General features: G+C 61.1%; 15 protein-coding genes. 7 read left to right on the forward strand and 8 right to left on the reverse strand.

Annotation, left to right across the window (positions count from 1 at the left end; all coding sequences use genetic code 11):
* Positions 1-2,627 (reverse strand): glycoside hydrolase family protein (locus AC1D06_RS32175; protein WP_477989963.1); only part of this gene is annotated, 2,627 nt, incomplete at its 3' end.
* 920 nt (positions 2,628-3,547) lie between these two features.
* On the opposite strand from AC1D06_RS32175, the gene AC1D06_RS32180 reads away from it, so the two are divergent.
* Entirely contained in the window at positions 3,548-4,543 is a 996-nt protein-coding gene (locus tag AC1D06_RS32180; RefSeq protein ID WP_477989964.1) for an aldo/keto reductase, read from the forward strand.
* Positions 4,544-4,698: 155 nt separating this feature from the next.
* Positions 4,699-4,953 carry a hypothetical protein gene (locus AC1D06_RS32185; protein WP_477877770.1) on the forward strand — a complete coding sequence of 85 codons (255 nt, stop codon included), beginning with the start codon at positions 4,699-4,701 and terminating at the stop codon, positions 4,951-4,953.
* Between the two features lie 778 nt (positions 4,954-5,731).
* On the opposite strand, the gene AC1D06_RS32190 is transcribed toward AC1D06_RS32185, so the two are convergent.
* The 6 genes from AC1D06_RS32190 to AC1D06_RS32215 form a co-directional block, all read right to left on the reverse strand.
* Entirely contained in the window at positions 5,732-6,994 is a 1,263-nt protein-coding gene (locus AC1D06_RS32190) for an ABC transporter substrate-binding protein (protein WP_477989965.1), read from the reverse strand.
* 47 nt (positions 6,995-7,041) lie between these two features.
* A complete protein-coding gene (locus AC1D06_RS32195; RefSeq protein ID WP_477877768.1) occupies positions 7,042-7,470 on the reverse strand; it encodes a hypothetical protein in 429 nt (142 codons plus the stop codon).
* Complete coding sequence (locus tag AC1D06_RS32200) at positions 7,467-8,519, reverse strand: aldo/keto reductase (RefSeq protein WP_477989966.1); 1,053 nt, start codon at positions 8,517-8,519, stop codon at positions 7,467-7,469. The genes AC1D06_RS32195 and AC1D06_RS32200 overlap by 4 nt, the downstream gene beginning before the upstream one ends.
* Before the next feature lie 194 nt (positions 8,520-8,713).
* On the reverse strand, positions 8,714-9,058 hold the full coding sequence (locus tag AC1D06_RS32205; protein WP_477877766.1) for a TIGR04076 family protein: 345 nt from the start codon (positions 9,056-9,058) through the stop codon (positions 8,714-8,716).
* Positions 9,059-9,544 (reverse strand): DUF3830 family protein, encoded by a 486-nt coding sequence (locus AC1D06_RS32210; RefSeq protein ID WP_477877765.1) that lies wholly within the window; start codon positions 9,542-9,544, stop codon positions 9,059-9,061.
* Entirely contained in the window at positions 9,541-10,275 is a 735-nt protein-coding gene (locus AC1D06_RS32215; RefSeq protein ID WP_477877764.1) for a GntR family transcriptional regulator, read from the reverse strand. Before AC1D06_RS32215 ends, AC1D06_RS32210 begins: the two co-directional genes overlap by 4 nt.
* 137 nt (positions 10,276-10,412) lie before the next feature.
* Here AC1D06_RS32215 and AC1D06_RS32220 point away from each other — a divergent pair, with 137 nt between their 5' ends.
* From AC1D06_RS32220 to AC1D06_RS32240, 5 genes are all read left to right on the forward strand, one after another.
* Positions 10,413-11,210: an ABC transporter ATP-binding protein gene (locus AC1D06_RS32220; RefSeq protein ID WP_477877763.1), complete on the forward strand. Its 798-nt coding sequence runs from the start codon at positions 10,413-10,415 to the stop codon at positions 11,208-11,210.
* Entirely contained in the window at positions 11,207-11,971 is a 765-nt protein-coding gene (locus AC1D06_RS32225; RefSeq protein WP_477877762.1) for an ABC transporter ATP-binding protein, read from the forward strand. Before AC1D06_RS32220 ends, AC1D06_RS32225 begins: the two co-directional genes overlap by 4 nt.
* A gap of 283 nt (positions 11,972-12,254) precedes the next feature.
* A complete protein-coding gene (locus AC1D06_RS32230; protein ID WP_477989967.1) occupies positions 12,255-13,163 on the forward strand; it encodes a branched-chain amino acid ABC transporter permease in 909 nt (302 codons plus the stop codon).
* On the forward strand, positions 13,160-14,122 hold the full coding sequence (locus tag AC1D06_RS32235; protein WP_477877760.1) for a branched-chain amino acid ABC transporter permease: 963 nt from the start codon (positions 13,160-13,162) through the stop codon (positions 14,120-14,122). Before AC1D06_RS32230 ends, AC1D06_RS32235 begins: the two co-directional genes overlap by 4 nt.
* Positions 14,119-15,402, forward strand: coding sequence for an NAD(P)/FAD-dependent oxidoreductase (locus AC1D06_RS32240; protein ID WP_477989968.1), 1,284 nt, complete (start codon positions 14,119-14,121; stop codon positions 15,400-15,402). The genes AC1D06_RS32235 and AC1D06_RS32240 overlap by 4 nt, the downstream gene beginning before the upstream one ends.
* Positions 15,403-15,471: 69 nt before the next feature.
* Here the strand turns inward: AC1D06_RS32240 and ppk2 are convergent, their stop codons facing one another.
* Positions 15,472-16,386, reverse strand: coding sequence for a polyphosphate kinase 2 (ppk2, locus tag AC1D06_RS32245; protein WP_477989969.1), 915 nt, complete (start codon positions 16,384-16,386; stop codon positions 15,472-15,474).
* Positions 16,387-16,395 lie beyond the last annotated feature (9 nt).

The raw sequence follows: 16,395 nt of genomic DNA on the forward strand, positions 1-16,395 counted from the left end.
TGGCTGTCGAAGGTGATGACCACGTCCGACCCSACCTGTGCCATGTGCAGGCCGGAGAACTGSGTCGCAAATGCMGGGKSRATGTCAATGTGGCCGTGTGTCGACGATGTCAGGTCGAGATTRTAGRCCGTGTCGWTGCCGCCCTGRTAGTCGAGCGTCGCASTYTTCATGCTGCGGAAATAGAACGTRTCGTTCAGCGTGCCGCCGCTCAGGGTTTGCGCRTCCGCATAGTCAGTGATGGTGTGAGTGCCGTTGGACAGGCGCGTGTCGCTTGTCAGCAGGGTGCCGCCGCTGCTGAGCCTGTCTTCGCGCATGGTCCCCGTGCCGTCCTGAAGATAGTAATCGACAGTGCGCGCGCCGTTGCTGGCGATCGCCGTGTGATTGAGGATCGATCCGCTGCTCGTATAGTTGTCGATGACCTTGCTGCCATCCGTGGCGCGCGCTTCGTGGTAGTCGTAGGTGCCGTTGGCGTGGAAGCGATCGATCAGCCTGATATTGCCGCTGGCGTCGTTGCCTTGATGGATCGAGGTATAGGTCTGGCCGGTGATATTGTAGATATAGTTGTCGGTCGAGTGGTCGGCATTGACAACGTTCTGCTTCATCAGCACGCCGGCAGTGTAGGTCTTCATGACCGCGCGGCCGTCGCTATAGGCGGTGTAGTCGGTCAGCATCCTGCCGGAAGTGTCGTAGGTCGTTGTCTCGGTCCAGCCAAGATGGCTGGCCTGGACATAGCTCGACTTGATGCCGTTCGCATAGACGGTGGTCAGCACGTCGCCATCGGTTTCCTTGACCACCTGGCGCGTTGGATAGCCGGTCGTGGTGTTGTAGTAGATGGTGGTGTTGGTGCCGTCGCTGGCGATCTTGACGTCGGTCACCATCTTGCCGGCAGTGTTGTAGTTGGCGATGTCCCGGCTGCCGTCGGTGCCATCTATTTCGCGGTAGGCGTAGGTGCCGTCGGTATGGAGGCGCTCGATCAGCGTAATGTTGCCTGCGGCATTTCTGACCTGGTGGGTCGAGGTGTAGCTCTGGCCAGTGATGTGGTAGGCATAGTTTTCGATCGAGCCGTCGCTATGATAGACGGCCTTGCTCATGATCACGCCGTTCGTCAGGCCATATTCGGTGCGAAGAGTCAGGCTGCCTGCGGCATTGAATTCCTGCGTCTTGGTCCAGGTGGCATCACCATAGGTGACGGAGAAATCGTAACCGCCGGAAATCTTGCCGAGCAGGCTGCCATAGTGCGCGATCAGGTAATTCATCGTTTCCAGTGAGGAAACGGCGAGGGTGTGGGTGTCGGAGAGCGTGATTGATTGCAGGCCGGACGCGGTTTTCAGGTCGGCCATCTGCGCGACGAATTCCGCCGATGTCATCGTCAGATTTGCGGAAACCGTTTCGGCCTGCTGCTGCACCGCGCCGGATGCGCCGAATTCCACGACCAGCGGATGGTCGCTTACCGGGATCTTGAAGGAACTGACATTTCTGTAGACAGTAATCGGCGCCAGACCGGAGAGCGGATCATAGACATAGACAACAGGCTCGACATGATCGAGCGTCACCGTGACGTAGACAGTTGGGTTGGTAATGTCGGTGTCGGTGGTGGCGTTCCAGACCTGCTTGTCGGCCCAGACCACGAGGTCTTCGACCCCGCCAGACTTCGCCAGCAGCATCGAATGCGTTTGCGATGGAGCGCCGGCCAGCGCATAGTTGAAGGTGGTCGCTGTTGCGCCACTCGCCCCGGAAGACAGGATCGTGGTCAGATTGTGAAGCGCGATGGCGGCAAGTTTGGGCGAGCCGTCGGCATTGAAGAGGCCGAAATGCGCTTCCTTCTCGCCGCGTACGGCGGAAGAGGGTGTGTCGAAGAGTTCGTAGACATAAGTCGATACCGACCCGTCTTCATAGGCCTCGAAAAGCTCGTTGAGGATGATTTTCGCTTGAGCCGTCTCGCTAGCGCCGACATAGCTGTCAGCTTTGTAGGTGGTAATGCCAGTTTCCGTGATGACCAGGGGATCACCCGACGACGCCTGCTTCGCCAGGCCGATCGTCTTCTCGATTTGCGAATCTGTCGAACCTGTCGTCGTTGCGTAGGCGTGCGCATTGGCGAAGTCGGCGTAATCGCTGATATTGCCGATGGTCCCGTAGGCCGAGGAACTGTTATTGGCGACCGACAGGTTGATGACACCAATGTGGCTCAAAACCGGATCGGCTTTGATCGCCAGATAGAGATCTTTCTGAAACACCGCACCGGCTGCAGCGCCGGTCAGGCCTTTGTAGCTGAGACTTGTATCGAGATTGACTTCATTGAGCCCTTCGATGGACACGACTGAGCCCGGATGCTCTGCCACGAAGGCCTTCAGGTCGGCAAGATATTGTGTCAGGGCGGCCGTGCCGCCCACCGCCGTGCAGGACCTGACACGGAAATCAAACGTGATTCCCGCCGCTGCCATGGCGTCCAAGACCGGCGAAGCCTGGCCATATGTTGAATACGCATCTCTTACCTTGGAGATGCCGATATAATTTAACGATTCTATGATAAGGCTGGAATTGTCGTAAGCGTCGAGATAGTCACCGCCATGTGTGTTAACGCCGAGCGAAGAAAGAAAGCTCGACGCGGTTGAATTACTATTAGACATATAGATGGTTCCAGTTTGTTAACTCGTGAGAAGCTTGTCTGCGAGAAAGCAAAAACCGATCACCAGAACGGTTAAAATTTTATGGACTGTCGTTTTTTTAGTCCAAAGTGCTTTCTACAATGCCCGCTCGCGTCCTTGTGACGCGCAACGACATCCTCATGCCAATGGCAGCCGCGCTGTACATTGACAAAGATCAAGAACTGGGGTTCTGATCCCAGCTTAGGTTAACCAAGTCTGTTCCGTAAAAATGACTGTCCCAACTTGTGTCAGGCTGGAGAAATTACGCTTTATGACCCCATAACAGCCGGTTTCGAGAGAGAATGGGCGACCTTGCCCTGCACAAAACATCGAGAATCTTGCGCGTGTCTGCACTCGATTTTGACCTCGAGCCTCCTTCACCCCTATGCGTTTCCGCCGCTTCGCCTGGAGCTAGAACTAGCGAGCCTCGCCCAGGAGCGCTACAACGTTAAGCGCGAATTTCTCCGCACTGTTTACCATTGAGGGAGGTATGGCTTGGGGATTCTGCTCGCATAGATTGCTCCGGCCTTCGTGTCCGTTCGTTCGGAGGCTAGGCGTTCACATATTTGATTTGTATTAAAAATGTTAATTATTTCAATTTGTTGTCAGATGACGAATTCAGGTTTTCCTGTTTAATCGGTGAAATAGCACCGATTTTCTGTCGCTCTTTACTTCTTGCTCTAGAGAGGAAATCAACCGGATGCTCTGCTAACTTGCTGACCATCTGTCGTTTTTAAGCAAATCAGATGTCTGAGCGCCGTGGCCCCTCCAAGGGAAAAGGAAAACACGGTGTGTCCTCGTCTCGATTTTGTCATTTGTCAGTTGCGGCTGGAGGGAGTAATCTGCCGATCTTCCTCCCAACGCTTCCGGGCGATCCGCACCATAAAATTGAGGATTTTTCCATGCAATATGGCAAATTCGGCCGTACCGGCCTCACCGTTTCGCGCATCTGCCTCGGCACCATGACCTTCGGCCTGCAGACTGAAGAGGCCGAATCACATGCGATTCTCTCCAAGGCGGCGGAAGGCGGGGTGACGTTGATCGACACGGCCGATGCCTATCCGCTCGGCGGAAATGAGCGGCTGGCCGGCACGACGGAAGAGATTATCGGCCGGTGGCTGAAGGGCAAAAGGCAGAATTTCATCATCGCCACCAAGGCTTTCGGCAAGGTCGGCACCAATGTCTGGGACCAGGGCTCGTCGCGCAAGCACCTGCTCGACGCCATCGACGCCTCGCTGAAACGGCTCGGCACGGACTATGTCGATGTCTATCAGCTGCATGGCGACGACCGCGAGACACCGCTCGAGGAAACGCTGGAAGCGATGGATATCATCGTCAAGTCGGGCAGGGCGCGCTATATCGGCGTCTCCAATTTCCTCGCCTATCGGCTGGCCCGCGCGCTCGGCCGTGCTGATGTGCTCCGGCTTTCGCGCTTCGTCTCGGTGCAGCCGCGCTACAATCTGCTGTTCCGGCAAATCGAGCGGGAACTGCTGCCGCTCTGCGACGAAGAAGGGCTTGCGGTCATTCCTTACAATCCGATGGCCGGCGGCATGCTGACCGGCAAATACAAGCTCGAGCAGAAGCCGAACGAGGGCCGCTTCACCGAACAGGTCGGCAATGCCGGCGCGATGTATGCCGAGCGCTACTGGCACGAGCGCGAATTCGCCACGATCGAGAAATTACAGGCTATCGCCGACGAGGCCGGCCATCCGCTGGCGCAGCTGGCAATCGCCTGGGTGATGGCCAATCCGGTGATCAGTTCGGCGATCGTCGGCGCCAGCCGCGCCGATCAACTGGATGGCAGCCTGCCGGCCGCCGACATCAAGCTCGATCCGGCGCTGGTGCAGAAGCTCGACGATCTGACTGTGGAATATCGCTGGGGCGATGCATTGCGTTAGACGGTGCCGTGCGGCAAGGGTGCGGCAAGCGGCGGCAAGGTCCAGCAAAAAAGTTGCTTGCCGCCTGTTTTATTCAATGAAATCAAATGACTATGGCAAAAGCGGCAAGCAAAGGCGGCAAGGGCGGCAAGCAGCTGTAAGTCATTGAAATCATTATGCGGCAAGCGGCGGCAAACAACTCTCTCCTACGGAGAGAAGGCGCGCTTGCCGCCGCGCCTTCCGAAAAAGATGGGCGGCAGATTGCATCGCAGTGTGTCCAAATCGATGCCCGGCAAGCATACGGCAAGGGCACGGCAAGCGCCGGCAAGCCCGATGGCAAAAAGGGCTTGCCGTATGTTTTCTTCAACGAAATCGATAACTACGGCAAGGACGGCAAGCAAATTACGGCAAGCACGGCAACGTATTCCTAAGTTGTTGAAATCATTGAAACGGCAAGGTACGGCAAGGGGGTCTCTCCTACGGAGAGAAGGCGCGCTTGCCGGCGCGCCTTCCGAAAAGGGAAGGGCTGCGATGGTATGTCGTTCGGGGAGGCGGCGGCATCGATCCGGGATGGGGCGCGCCGGTCGGTCGGGACATTTGTCGACACTGCCGGCAGAAATGGCGGCGATCGATCTTGATAATATCGATTTCGAGAACGAAATAGGAACTATCCAGACAGGGACCGTGCCCTGTGATCTGATCTGTTGCCCTGCTTGATCCGGTCTGGGCGCTGCCCCCGGATACTAAGCACGTTCTGCGGATACGCCATCGTCGCTCGCGACGGCGATGCACCGGTCCGCCCTTGAGGATCCGGGGCCGCAGGCCCATGTCCTGGATGAACTGGCTGTTCACCGCGTAACGGGTGAATGCAGAATGGCATGAGACGAGGGGTGGCGATATCGTGTGCCCCCCTGCCGGAAGAAGGCGCGTTTGCCGGCGCGCATTCGCAAGGCGAAAAGCCCGGGCCGCGGCATGAATTCGGTATGTGGCGAGACCGATGCACTATGACAACGCTCCGATGGCCCGTCGGGTGCAGGCGTTGGCAAGGCATGGAAGCCGACACGGGCTGTATGGAATTTCGTCCGGCAAGGCGGGTTCCGCAGGCATGCGAGCGGGGTGCCTCGACCAATTGGGAAATTCGTCGAAGTTTGCCCTGAGCGTGCGCATCAATCGAAGGCCGGCGCATGGGCAGCGCCGGCCTTCGCTGCATCACTGCAACTGTGCCTGCAGCTTGGCGACGTCGTCCATGGACATTTGGCCATCGGTGGCGACCTTGCCGTCGGTGATCTTCCACAGGCGGAAGGGGCCGGTAATGTCGCCATACTGATCGAAGCTCACCGGACCGATGACGCCTTCGTAACGGATCGGCTTGCCTTCCTTGATCAGCTTCAGGGCCTTGGCGAATTCTTCCTTGCCGGCGAAGATCGGCTCGCCCTTGGGGTCGACCGCTTTATACATGGCGTCCTTGATCTTGGCCGGATCCGGCGAGCCGGCAATGGCGATCGCCAGGCCAACGATGGCGCCGGCATCGTAGGAGCGGTCGGCGGCCGGATTGCTCGGCTCGATACCGCCCGAGAAGGCCTTGTAGTTGGCATTGAAATAGTCCGTCGACTTGGTCGGGCTAGTTCCCGAAGATGTGCCATAGGCATCCTTCAGATAGTCCGCACCGACCGAGTCGATGAAATCCGGGCTGTTCATGCCGTCATTGAGCAGGAATTTCTGCACGCCGCCCTGGGAGATCCAGGTGCGGGCGATCGTGGCGCCGTCGACCGGCGTGCTGATCAGATAGAGTCCATCAGGGCTGCCGGACATGGCAGCCGTGACTTCCGAGGCATAGCTCGACTGCTTTTCGTTATAGGGCGTATCGGAGACGATCGTGCCGCCCAGCTTCTTGTAGGCACGCTCGAATTCCTTCTCCATGTTGACGCCGAAGTCGTTGTTGACATGGATGATGGCGAGCTTCTTGAAACCCTTGTCGATGGCGTATTTCGCCGCGGCGACGCCTTGCAGCGCATCGGACGTTATTGTCCGGAAGAAGATGCCGTTGGTCTTGCCGTCACGGCCGAGCTGGGTCAGCGTCGGCGACGAGGAGGCCGGCGAGACCTGGACGATCTTGGCCGGTGCGGTGACCGAGGTCAGGATCGGGATCGACACAGACGAAATGATGCCGCCGATGATGACGGGCACCTTCTTGACCTGCACGAGCTGCGTTGCGGCATCGACGGCGACATTGCCGGCGCTCTGGCTGTCGCGGGTGTCGGTGACGAGATCGCAGCCGGCGACGCCGCCGGCATCGTTGAGGTCCTTAAAGGCCATTTCGACCGATTTGGCGCCGGCCTGGCCATATTCACCGGCCGGGCCGGTCAGTTCCATCACCAGGCCGACGGTGATCTTGCAATCGGCCGCGTTGGCGACGCCTGCCGTGCCGGCAAGCAGCAGGGCGGCAGTGAGTTGCAGCATTGTCTTCTTCATCGTGGTTCCCCTTTTCAAGGTGTGATTGATCCCAGTTTCGTCCCTGTTCAGCTTCCAGCCACCTGCATCCAGGTTTCATGCAGGTGGCGCCATTGGACGCCGTTCGGCGCCGATGAATTCTTGGTGAAAAGAGCGGACGCGCGGCGGGCGGTCTTGACGCCGCGTCGATCCTGCTTTTCGACATAGGTCATGAGGATCATGTCACCGTCTTCCCAGAGGGTGCCGATAGCCTCGATGTCGATGGTGAAATCGCCATTGAAGCTGGCACGGTTGCCGCGGATCAGCGCGATCGTTTCGGTGCGGTCGAAGACGCGGCCGGGCGGCGGAATCATGTGGAAGTCGGGGCCGAACACCTGCTCGCAACGGCCGAAATCGACGCCGTCGGCGGTCGCCGCGTCGTACCAGGCGACGAAGAAGCGGTGGAAGGCGATGATCTCGGCGCTGGCGAAATCGGAGAGGGAAGCGTTCTCGTTCATTGCTTCCCCGCGTTCAGGTTGTAATGCATGATCGAGCCGTGGCGGCCGGTGCGGTCGCGCTCCAGCGTGTAGACATCGCCTTGCGGCCCGGTGCTGCGATCGATGATGGCCTTGATCGCGGCGCAGTCGGCCTCGGTGAGTGCGACATCCATGATTTTCGCATTGGCCAGCGCGTGTGCCTGGTTGCGGGCGCCGACGATGACGGCGGCGACAAGCGGCTGCTCCAGCACCCAGGCGCTGGCAATCGTGGCGATGTCGGTGCCATGGGCGTCGCCGATCGCCTTCAACGTCCTGAGCATCTCCTGGAACAGGTCCCAGCCGCCGAAATCGTCGATGATCAGCTTGTATTTGACCAGCGAGCGGTTTTCGAGCGGCATGTCGGGCTCGGGGGCGCCAAGCCATTTCTCGCTGATGAAGCCGCCGGCGACCGTGCCGTAGCAGAGGAACCTGATGTCGTTGGCCTTGGCGAATTCGGTCAGGCCATTGAGCGGGCGCTGGTCGAGCACAGAATATTGCAGCTGCTGGCTGACGAGCTTGACGCCCGAATTGACGATATCGGCGAGGCGCGGCACGTCGAAATTGGTCGTGCCGATATTGCGGATTTTGCCTCCGGCATGGAGCTCGTCGAGCCAGCCCATGGCATCGACATAGCCGTGATTGGCATAGTCCCACCAGTGGAACTGGACGAGATCCAGGCGTTCGGTCTTCAGGCGTTTGAGCGAGGTATCGACGATCGTGCTTATATAGTCGCGGCTGATGCGCGGCAGGACTTCGAGATCCGGCACCAGCTTGGTGTGCACCTTCATCTTCGCCGCGGCATCCAGCCCACGTTCGTTAGCGAGCTTCAGCCGGGCCGCGCCGATCAGTTCCTCGACGCCGGTATAGATGTCGGCGCAGTCATAGGTGGTGATGCCAGCGTCGAAGGCGGCGACGAGGTCGGTGACGGCCTGTTGCCGGTCGATCGCACCATGGCCGCCCGCGAGCTGCCAGCCGCCGCGGATGACGCGGGAAATGTGATAGCCGGGGCTGAGTTCGAAGGTTTTGGTCATGTCAAAGGGCTTTCGGAATCTGCATAAAATTAACGCTTACGCTTGCGATTTGCCCCTCATCCGGCTGCCGCCACCTTCTCCCCGCAGGCGGGGAGAAGGCAGATGTGGCGCCGACAGTGCCACAAGTCCCTTCTCCCCGTATTGACGGGGAGAAGGTGCCGGCAGGCGGATGAGGGGCCGTGCACACCATTCGCCTAGTCCTCTTCCTTCGCCAGCGGCACCGCCGTCGTCTCAGCATGGCTGAAGCGGCGTTTATCCAACCGCACAATCCTCAGCCGGCTGGCGCAATTCGGATCGGGGCAGGCGATCTCGGCGTCCGAGGTCATCCAGTCGTTCTTGTGGGTCGGGCGCTGTTTGGCAGCGAGCAGCGGCAGGACGGCGGCAAGCGAATAGATCGAAAAGCCCTGGCCGGGCGGCAGCGTCAGCATTTCGCCGCGCAGTTCGAAATAGTCGCCCGGTCTGGCGCCGCAATAGATCGGCTTACCCTCGGGAATGACGGCTTCGACGCGGAGGTCGTAGAGTTCGAAAGCGTCGTCCATTCACGCCTCCGTCCGTTCGAAGGTGACGTCGCAGGCGCCGTTCCTGCGGATGATGCCGCAGGCGGTCGCCAGTGCTTCGCGATCTTCCGGCCGCACCTGCGCCACGACGCTGCCGGCCAGCCAGCCGATCGGGAAGAGCAGGCGGGCGCCATGGCCATAGAACAGGCCGATGTCGAAGATCGGATTCGGATTGCCGCCCCACATGCGGGCGGGGACGTAAGCCAGCACGATATCGCCGGCCAGCGGGTTGAGCGTGGCATTTTCCGGCGGCAAGGGCCGGGCATAGGACGCGCCCTCAAGGTGCTCGGACGGGATCGGGCAGGAGATTTCCGGACCGGTCCACATGGCGTGGATGCCGCCGACCACGCGCGGGCCGGCGAGGTATTCCCACAGGAAAGCGGCGTTTTCCGGAGCCTTGCCGTCGAGCAGCGGGGCGATGACGGAGAGGCCGGATTTCGGTTCGGTGATCCTGATGGCGCGGGTCATGTGTCCTGGGTCCCCTCGGTTTCGGCCTGCATCTTGTTGCGGAGGAAGGCGAAGGGCCGGCTGATATCGGCGACCAGCGCCTCGCGGGCGGCCTGCCCATCCTGCGCCGCAAGCGCTGCGACGATGCTGCGGTGATAATGCGCGGTGTCGACTTCTCCAGCCTCGGAGAAGGCATAGATGGCGACGCGGATGCAGGGACCCGATTGCAGCCAGAGACTTTCGATCATCGGGATCAGCACCGAGGAACCGCAGGCGCGATAGATCTCGAAGTGAAAACTCTGGTTGAGCGTCACTTCGCGATCGACATCCTTCTTCGCCTTCAGCGCCCGCATCTCGTCCCATTCGCCGAGCATGCCCTCGATCATGGCGATCTGGCGCGGCGTCATGCGGCTCGCGGCAAGCGCGATGGCCTCGCCCTCGATCAAGATGCGGGTCCTGAGCAGGTCGTCCATGCGCTCGAGTGTGATCGGCGGCACGCGGACAGACCGGTTGGGCAGTGCTTCAAGCGCTTTTTCCGTGATCAGCCGGCTCAGTGCTTCGCGCACCGGCATGGTGCTGGTGGCCAAGGCATCGGCAAGGCTGCGGATGGTCAGCACCTGGCTCGGCTCGAACAGGCCGCCGATCAGGGCGCGGCGCAGCTCGGTATAGACGCGGTCCTGCACGGTCTCGCGACCCACCGGCGCCAGCTGAGCGGGAAACAGTTCGTTCTTCTCGGCGGTGGCCTTCTGCATTTCCGCTCCCGGTTCCCTTTGGCCGTTCGGCTCAATTTTTGTCTTGCCAAATATTTTAAGCTTAATATTGTGATCAACGCAAGTGTGATCACAAATCAAAATCACGGAGCGAGAAACGCTCCGGACCAGAGGGATCGATGAATTCAATGTCTCCCGGCGGGGCGCTGTCCGACAGCCCCGTGCTGATCGCGAGGAATGTCGTCAGGCGTTTCGGCGGCCTCTATGCCGTCAACGACGTGTCGTTCGACGTGCGGCGCGGTGAAATCCTTGGCCTGATCGGGCCGAACGGCGCCGGCAAGACGACCATGTTCGACCTGCTCGCCGGCAGCATCCTGCCGTCGAGCGGCGATATCCTGCTGAACGGCATCACGGTGTCGGGTGAATCCGCCCATCGCCGCATCGGTCGCGGCCTCGGCAGGACGTTTCAGATCCCGCGGCCGCTCGCCAATCTCAGCCTGGTGGAAAATGTCATGCTGGCGGGGCAGGGGCAGACGGGCGAGAGCCTGCTCGCCAATTTTTTGAGGCCGTTCCGCGTTTCCGTCGAAGAGAAGGTTGCCGAACAGAAGGCGATGGAACTGCTCGAACTGGTGACGCTCGACCGGCTGGCGCATGAGCCCGCCCGCGTCCTCTCTGGCGGCCAGCGGAAGCTGCTGGAACTGGCGCGGGTGATGATGGCGGATCCTGCGATCATCCTGCTCGACGAGCCGGCGGCGGGCGTCAATGCCACCCTGCTCGAAGTGATCATGGACCGTATCCGCGAGATCAATGCCCGGGGGGTCACCTTCCTGTTGATCGAGCACAATATCGATATGGTGACACGGCTTTGCCATCGGGTGCTGGTCATGGCGAGCGGGCAATTGATCTGCGAAGGCACGGCCGGTGAAGTGGCGCGCGATCCGCGGGTCGTCGAGGCCTATCTCGGAGGTGCGGCATGAGCGTGCCGGTGCTTCAGGTCAACAATCTCGTCGCCGGTTACGAGCCGGGCGTGCCGATCGTGCGCGGGGCGTCGATCACGGTCAATCGGGGCGAGATCGTCGTCGTGCTCGGCCCGAACGGGGCGGGAAAATCGAGTTTCATCAAGGCGGTGGCGGGCCTGGTCCCGGTCACGGGCGGGCAAGTCCTGCTCGATGGCAGGGACATCACTGAACTGCCTGCGCATCTGATGGTGCGCATGGGCCTGGCTTTCGTGCCGCAGACGGAAAACATCTTTCCGCTGATGAGTGTCGAAGACAATCTCAAGACAGCGGGTGGGATTTTGAAGCCGAGAGAAGCGGCTGAGCGTATAGCCCGCATGTACGACACATTTCCGGATCTGAAACTTTTCCGTCGGAAGGGGGCGGGAAACCTCTCGGGCGGGCAGCGGCAGATGCTGGCCGTGGCGCGGGCGCTGATTGTCGAGCCGAAGCTTCTTGTGCTCGACGAGCCCTCGGCAGGCCTGTCGCCGAAATTCGTTTCGATGGTGTTTGCGATGCTTTCCGACATCCGCAAGTCCGGCGTCACGATTTTGTTGGTGGAGCAGAATGCCAAGGCGGCACTGGCGATTGGCGACCGGGCCTATGTGCTGGTCGAGGGCAGGGATGCGCATGAAGGGGTTGCGTCCGAGCTGTGGAATGATCCGGTTGTCGCGGAGCTCTATCTGGGGCAGCGATCGCATGGGGCGGGTAGTCAAGAGATGGATCTGGGGGGCAGGCCATGACAGGAAACGACCTTCTGCGCCGAAATATCTCCCCGTTCGTTTCTCCGTGGGACAAGACCCTCTCTGGCCTGCCGGCCATCTCCCCCACAAGGGGGGAGAAGACTCGCGGCACTCTCCCTGCCTTAATCGGGGCACGGCGGTGCGGCTGGGTTAAGCCCCTCCCGCTTGTGGGGGTCCGAAGGACGGGTCGAGACCGGTGGCTCGACCCTGTAAGTTTGGGGCGGGGTGTTGGTGGCCAGGTATGCCGAATGAAATTATCCGATAGAACTGCAGGAGCCACCCCATGAACCTGCAATTCATCGTCGACGGCCTGCTGACAGGGTCGATGATCGGGCTGGGCGCGATCGGCGTGACGCTCACCTATTCGATCCTGCGGTTCTCCAATTTCGCCCATGGCGATTTCATGGCCTGGGGCACCTATGCAACGCTGGTCGCGGTCAGCGCGATCGGGGCGATGTTCGGCAAGGTTGCGCCGATCGGGGCACTGTCCTTCGGCTGGCCGCTGATCGTGGCAGTCATCCTTGGCTGTGCTTTTACCGGGCTGATGGCGCTGGCGCTCGACAAGGTGCTGTTTGCCCGGTTGCGGGCCAAGGGGCAGTCGATCATCGTCGTCATGGCAAGCTTCGGCGCTTCGATGGCTTTGCGCAGCCTGCTGGAATTCATCTTCACCTCACGGCCGACCTATTTTTCGCGGGCGATCCAGATTGCCGTGCCGATCGGCCTGGGCATCCGCATCACGGCGGACCAGATTGCATTGCTGCTGATCACTGCCATGCTGGTCTTGGCGACGCATCTCATGATGACCCGCACCCAGACCGGCCGCGCCATGCAGGCGGTCAGCCAGAACCCGGCGCTTGCCCGTGTCGTCGGTATCGATGTGGCGAAAGTCGTGCGTGTCACCTGGGTGCTTGGCGGAGCGCTCGCCTGTGTGGCCGGCGTAATGATCGGCATTCTCGTGCAGATCAGGCCGCTGATGGGTTTTGACATGCTGCTGCCGATGTTTGCCGCGGCGATCCTTGGCGGTATCGGCAGCGTTCCGGGCGCGGTGCTCGGCGGGCTGATCATCGGGCTGGCGGAGGCCGGTGCGGTGCAATTCATTGGCGCGGAATGGCGGGCGGCTGTCGCCTTCATCATCCTGATGTCGGTTTTGTTCGTCCGGCCGATCGGCCTGTTCGGTGTGAGGGAAAGATGATCGACCTTATCGGCTATGGCGGCTTTTTCCTCACCACGGCGCTGATCTTTGCGCTGATCACGCTCGGGCTGAACCTGCAATGGGGCCTGACCGGCCTGTTCAATGTCGGCGTTGCCGGCTTTGTGGCGATTGGTGCCTATACCTCGGCGCTCATAACGACTCCGGATGATCCCAACCGTTTCGGCGGCTTCGACATGCCGATCGTCGTCGGCTGGCTCGGCGCGATGACTGTGGCCGGCCTGGCTGCGGCGATCACCGGCTTTGCGACGCTGCGGCTGAAATCCGACTATCTGGCGATCACCACATTCGGCGTGGCCGTCGTCGTGCAGCTGGTGGCGCTGAATGCCCAGCCGCTCACCGGCGGCGCCTTCGGCATCGGTTTCATTCCGCGGCCGTTCGCGAGCCTGGCGGAGACGCCGCTGCTGTTCAATCTCTCCAATCTGGCCATCGTCTTCGTCGTCACGCTGCTCGCCTATCTGGCGCTGCAACACCTGGCGAAAAGCCCGTGGGGCAGGGTGCTGAAGGCGCTTCGGGAAGACGAGCGGGCGGCGATCTCGCTCGGCAAGAGTGCTCGCTTCTACCGGGTCCAGGCCTTTGCCGTCGGCGGAGCGCTGATGGGATTGGCGGGCGCGGTGCAGGCGCATTTCATCGGCTTCATCGCAGCGGACAATTACGTGCCGATGTTGACATTCCAGGTCTGGGTAATGCTGATCGTCGGCGGTTCGGGGAGCAATCTCGGCGCGGTCGTCGGCGCGATTCTGGTCTGGGGGATCTGGGCGGGCTCAGGCGCGCTGACGGCCACGCTTTTCCCGCCGGAGCAGCAGGCGCGGGCGGCATCGCTGCAGATCGTCGCCATCGGCGTCATGCTCTGCCTGATCCTGCTCTTCCGTCCGAATGGCCTGTTCGGCAACCTGCCTTACCGGCGGCGCTTCGGCCTGAAGCCGCGGAAATCAACATGAGCGAGATTTCACTCTGGCATGCTGTCGGCCGCAACCGGAAGGATCGGCCGGAACTGCATGGCACGCTCGACGCCGACCTGGCGATCATCGGGGGCGGCTTCTCCGGCCTGTCGGCCGGCTTGCATGCGGCCGAAAAAGGATTCTCCGTCGTCGTGCTCGAAGCGGAGATGATCGCCTGGGGCGCTTCGGGGCGCAATGCCGGTTTCGTCGTGCCCAATTTCGCCAAGATGGACCCGGACGATGTCCTGGCTCTGCTCGGTCCGGAACGCGGCGAGCGGCTGATCCGGATGGCCTGCGGCAGCAGCGATCTCGTCTTCGATTTGATCCGGCGGCATGGCATCGTCTGCGACGCCGTGCAGAGTGGATGGATACAGCCGGCGCATACCGCCGCCGCATTTGAAAAGGTGACGTCACGGGCGGCGCAATGGGCGAAGTGCGGGCGGCCGGTCGCGATTCTCGATCGTCTGGAGGTCGAGCACGCGACTGGGGCGAAGGGCTATTTCGGTGGCTGGACGGATCGGTCGGCTGGTGTGCTCAACCCGGTCGAATATGCCCGCGGCCTCGCCGATGCCGCCGAATCGGCCGGCGCCAGGATTTTCGAGCATAGCCCGGTGCGCGTGATCACGCGGGAAGCGGCGGGCTATCGCCTGACCACCGACAAGGGCGCGGTGCGTGCCGGGAAAGTTTTCGTCGCGACCAATGCCTATGGCCGCGCACTCAACCCTGGCCTGGCGAAAACCTATATTCCGCTGCGCGTCTTCCAGATCGCCACAAGACCGCTACCGCAATCGGTGCGCCAGCGCCTGGTGCCCGGAAACCAATGTGTTTCCGACACACGGCGCAATCTCTTCACCTTCCGCTTCGACGCGGCAAACCGTTTGATTACCGGCGGTATGCACATTTTTGGCCCTGGTGCTGCAGACCGCGTGGCGCGCGCCATCCACCGGCGCATGGCCGACAAGCTGGAACTGCCCGATATCCCGCCGATCGAATTCGCCTGGTCCGGCATGGCTGCCGTCGAGCCGGACTTTTTGCCGCATCTCGTCGATCTCGGGCCGGACATGATTGCCGGATTTGCCTGCAATGGGCGCGGCATCACGCTGACGACGGCAATGGGGAAGGTGATTGCCGACTGGGCGGCCGGGACGGAGCCGAGGGATCTGCCGATTCCCTATGGGCAGGCCAAGGCCATCCCTGCGCATGGATTGATGCGGCATGCGCCGAACGCCTTGCTTCCGTGGAGTATGCTGCGGGATTGGCGGGATGAGCGAGCCCCATAAAAAAGCCGGCGCGATGGCCGCGCCGGTGGGGAAAATTGCAAGATGCGATCGCGCCGAAAGGGTTTTCGGTCAATACGCTTCGGGAACGTACATTTCCTGCGGCACTGGATGGCGCACGTAGTCGGAATGGTGAATGCGCTCCGRCAGGACGATTTCCGGCCGCTCGACGTCATCATACGGGATCCGGCCCAGCAGGTGGCTGATCATGTTGAGGCGGGCGCGCTTCTTGTCGACCGCTTCGACGACCCACCAGGGTGCTTCCGGCGTATGGGTGCGGGCCAGCATCTCTTCCTTGGCCTTGGTATAGTCTTCCCAATGGACGCGGCTTTCGAGGTCCATCGGCGAGAGCTTCCATTGCTTCAGCGGATCGTGGATGCGCATGTTGAAGCGGAATTCCTGCTCCTCGTCGGTGATCGAGAACCAATATTTGATCAGGATGATGCCGGAGCGGACGAGCATGCGCTCGAATTCCGGCACGGAGCGGAAGAATTCTTCCAGTTCGTCAGGCGTGCAGAAGCCCATGACGCGCTCGACGCCGGCACGGTTATACCAGGAGCGGTCGAACAGCACCATTTCGCCGGCGCTCGGCAGATGCGCCGTGTAGCGCTGGAAGTACCACTGGCTGCGCTCGCGCTCCGTCGGAGCCGGGAGCGCCACGACGCGGCAGACGCGCGGGTTGAGGCGCTGGGTGACGCGCTTGATGGCGCCGCCCTTGCCTGCCGAATCACGGCCTTCGAACAGCACCATGACCTTGAGCTTCTGGTGCTGCACCCAATCCTGCAATTTGACGAGCTCATGCTGCAGGCGGAAGAGCTCGCGGAAATAGACCTTGCGTTCGAGCGTCTGTTCGGCGGGCTGGGTCATGCCCTCGGTGACCAACTCGTCGAGACGGTCTTCCTCGATCTGCATTTCCAGTTCTTCGTCGAAGCTGTCGGCGATCTCGGCCTTGATGCGTTCGAGCTGTTCCTGATGATCCATAGACATGGGCGCACC

It is taken from the genome of Rhizobium sp. P2_G2 (assembly GCF_056403555.1).

Coding starts and splice junctions, on each gene's coding strand:
- AC1D06_RS32180 (WP_477989964.1), top strand. CDS start 3,548: ATGCAATATGGCAAATTCGGCCGTACCGGCCTCACCGTTTCGCGCATC.
- AC1D06_RS32185 (WP_477877770.1), top strand. CDS start 4,699: ATGCGGCAAGCGGCGGCAAACAACTCTCTCCTACGGAGAGAAGGCGCG.
- AC1D06_RS32210 (WP_477877765.1), bottom strand. CDS start 9,544: ATGACCCGCGCCATCAGGATCACCGAACCGAAATCCGGCCTCTCCGTC.
- AC1D06_RS32215 (WP_477877764.1), bottom strand. CDS start 10,275: ATGCAGAAGGCCACCGCCGAGAAGAACGAACTGTTTCCCGCTCAGCTG.
- AC1D06_RS32225 (WP_477877762.1), top strand. CDS start 11,207: ATGAGCGTGCCGGTGCTTCAGGTCAACAATCTCGTCGCCGGTTACGAG.
- AC1D06_RS32240 (WP_477989968.1), top strand. CDS start 14,119: ATGAGCGAGATTTCACTCTGGCATGCTGTCGGCCGCAACCGGAAGGAT.
- AC1D06_RS32190 (WP_477989965.1), bottom strand. CDS start 6,994: ATGAAGAAGACAATGCTGCAACTCACTGCCGCCCTGCTGCTTGCCGGC.
- AC1D06_RS32220 (WP_477877763.1), top strand. CDS start 10,413: ATGAATTCAATGTCTCCCGGCGGGGCGCTGTCCGACAGCCCCGTGCTG.
- AC1D06_RS32230 (WP_477989967.1), top strand. CDS start 12,255: ATGAACCTGCAATTCATCGTCGACGGCCTGCTGACAGGGTCGATGATC.
- AC1D06_RS32235 (WP_477877760.1), top strand. CDS start 13,160: ATGATCGACCTTATCGGCTATGGCGGCTTTTTCCTCACCACGGCGCTG.
- AC1D06_RS32195 (WP_477877768.1), bottom strand. CDS start 7,470: ATGAACGAGAACGCTTCCCTCTCCGATTTCGCCAGCGCCGAGATCATC.
- AC1D06_RS32200 (WP_477989966.1), bottom strand. CDS start 8,519: ATGACCAAAACCTTCGAACTCAGCCCCGGCTATCACATTTCCCGCGTC.
- AC1D06_RS32205 (WP_477877766.1), bottom strand. CDS start 9,058: ATGGACGACGCTTTCGAACTCTACGACCTCCGCGTCGAAGCCGTCATT.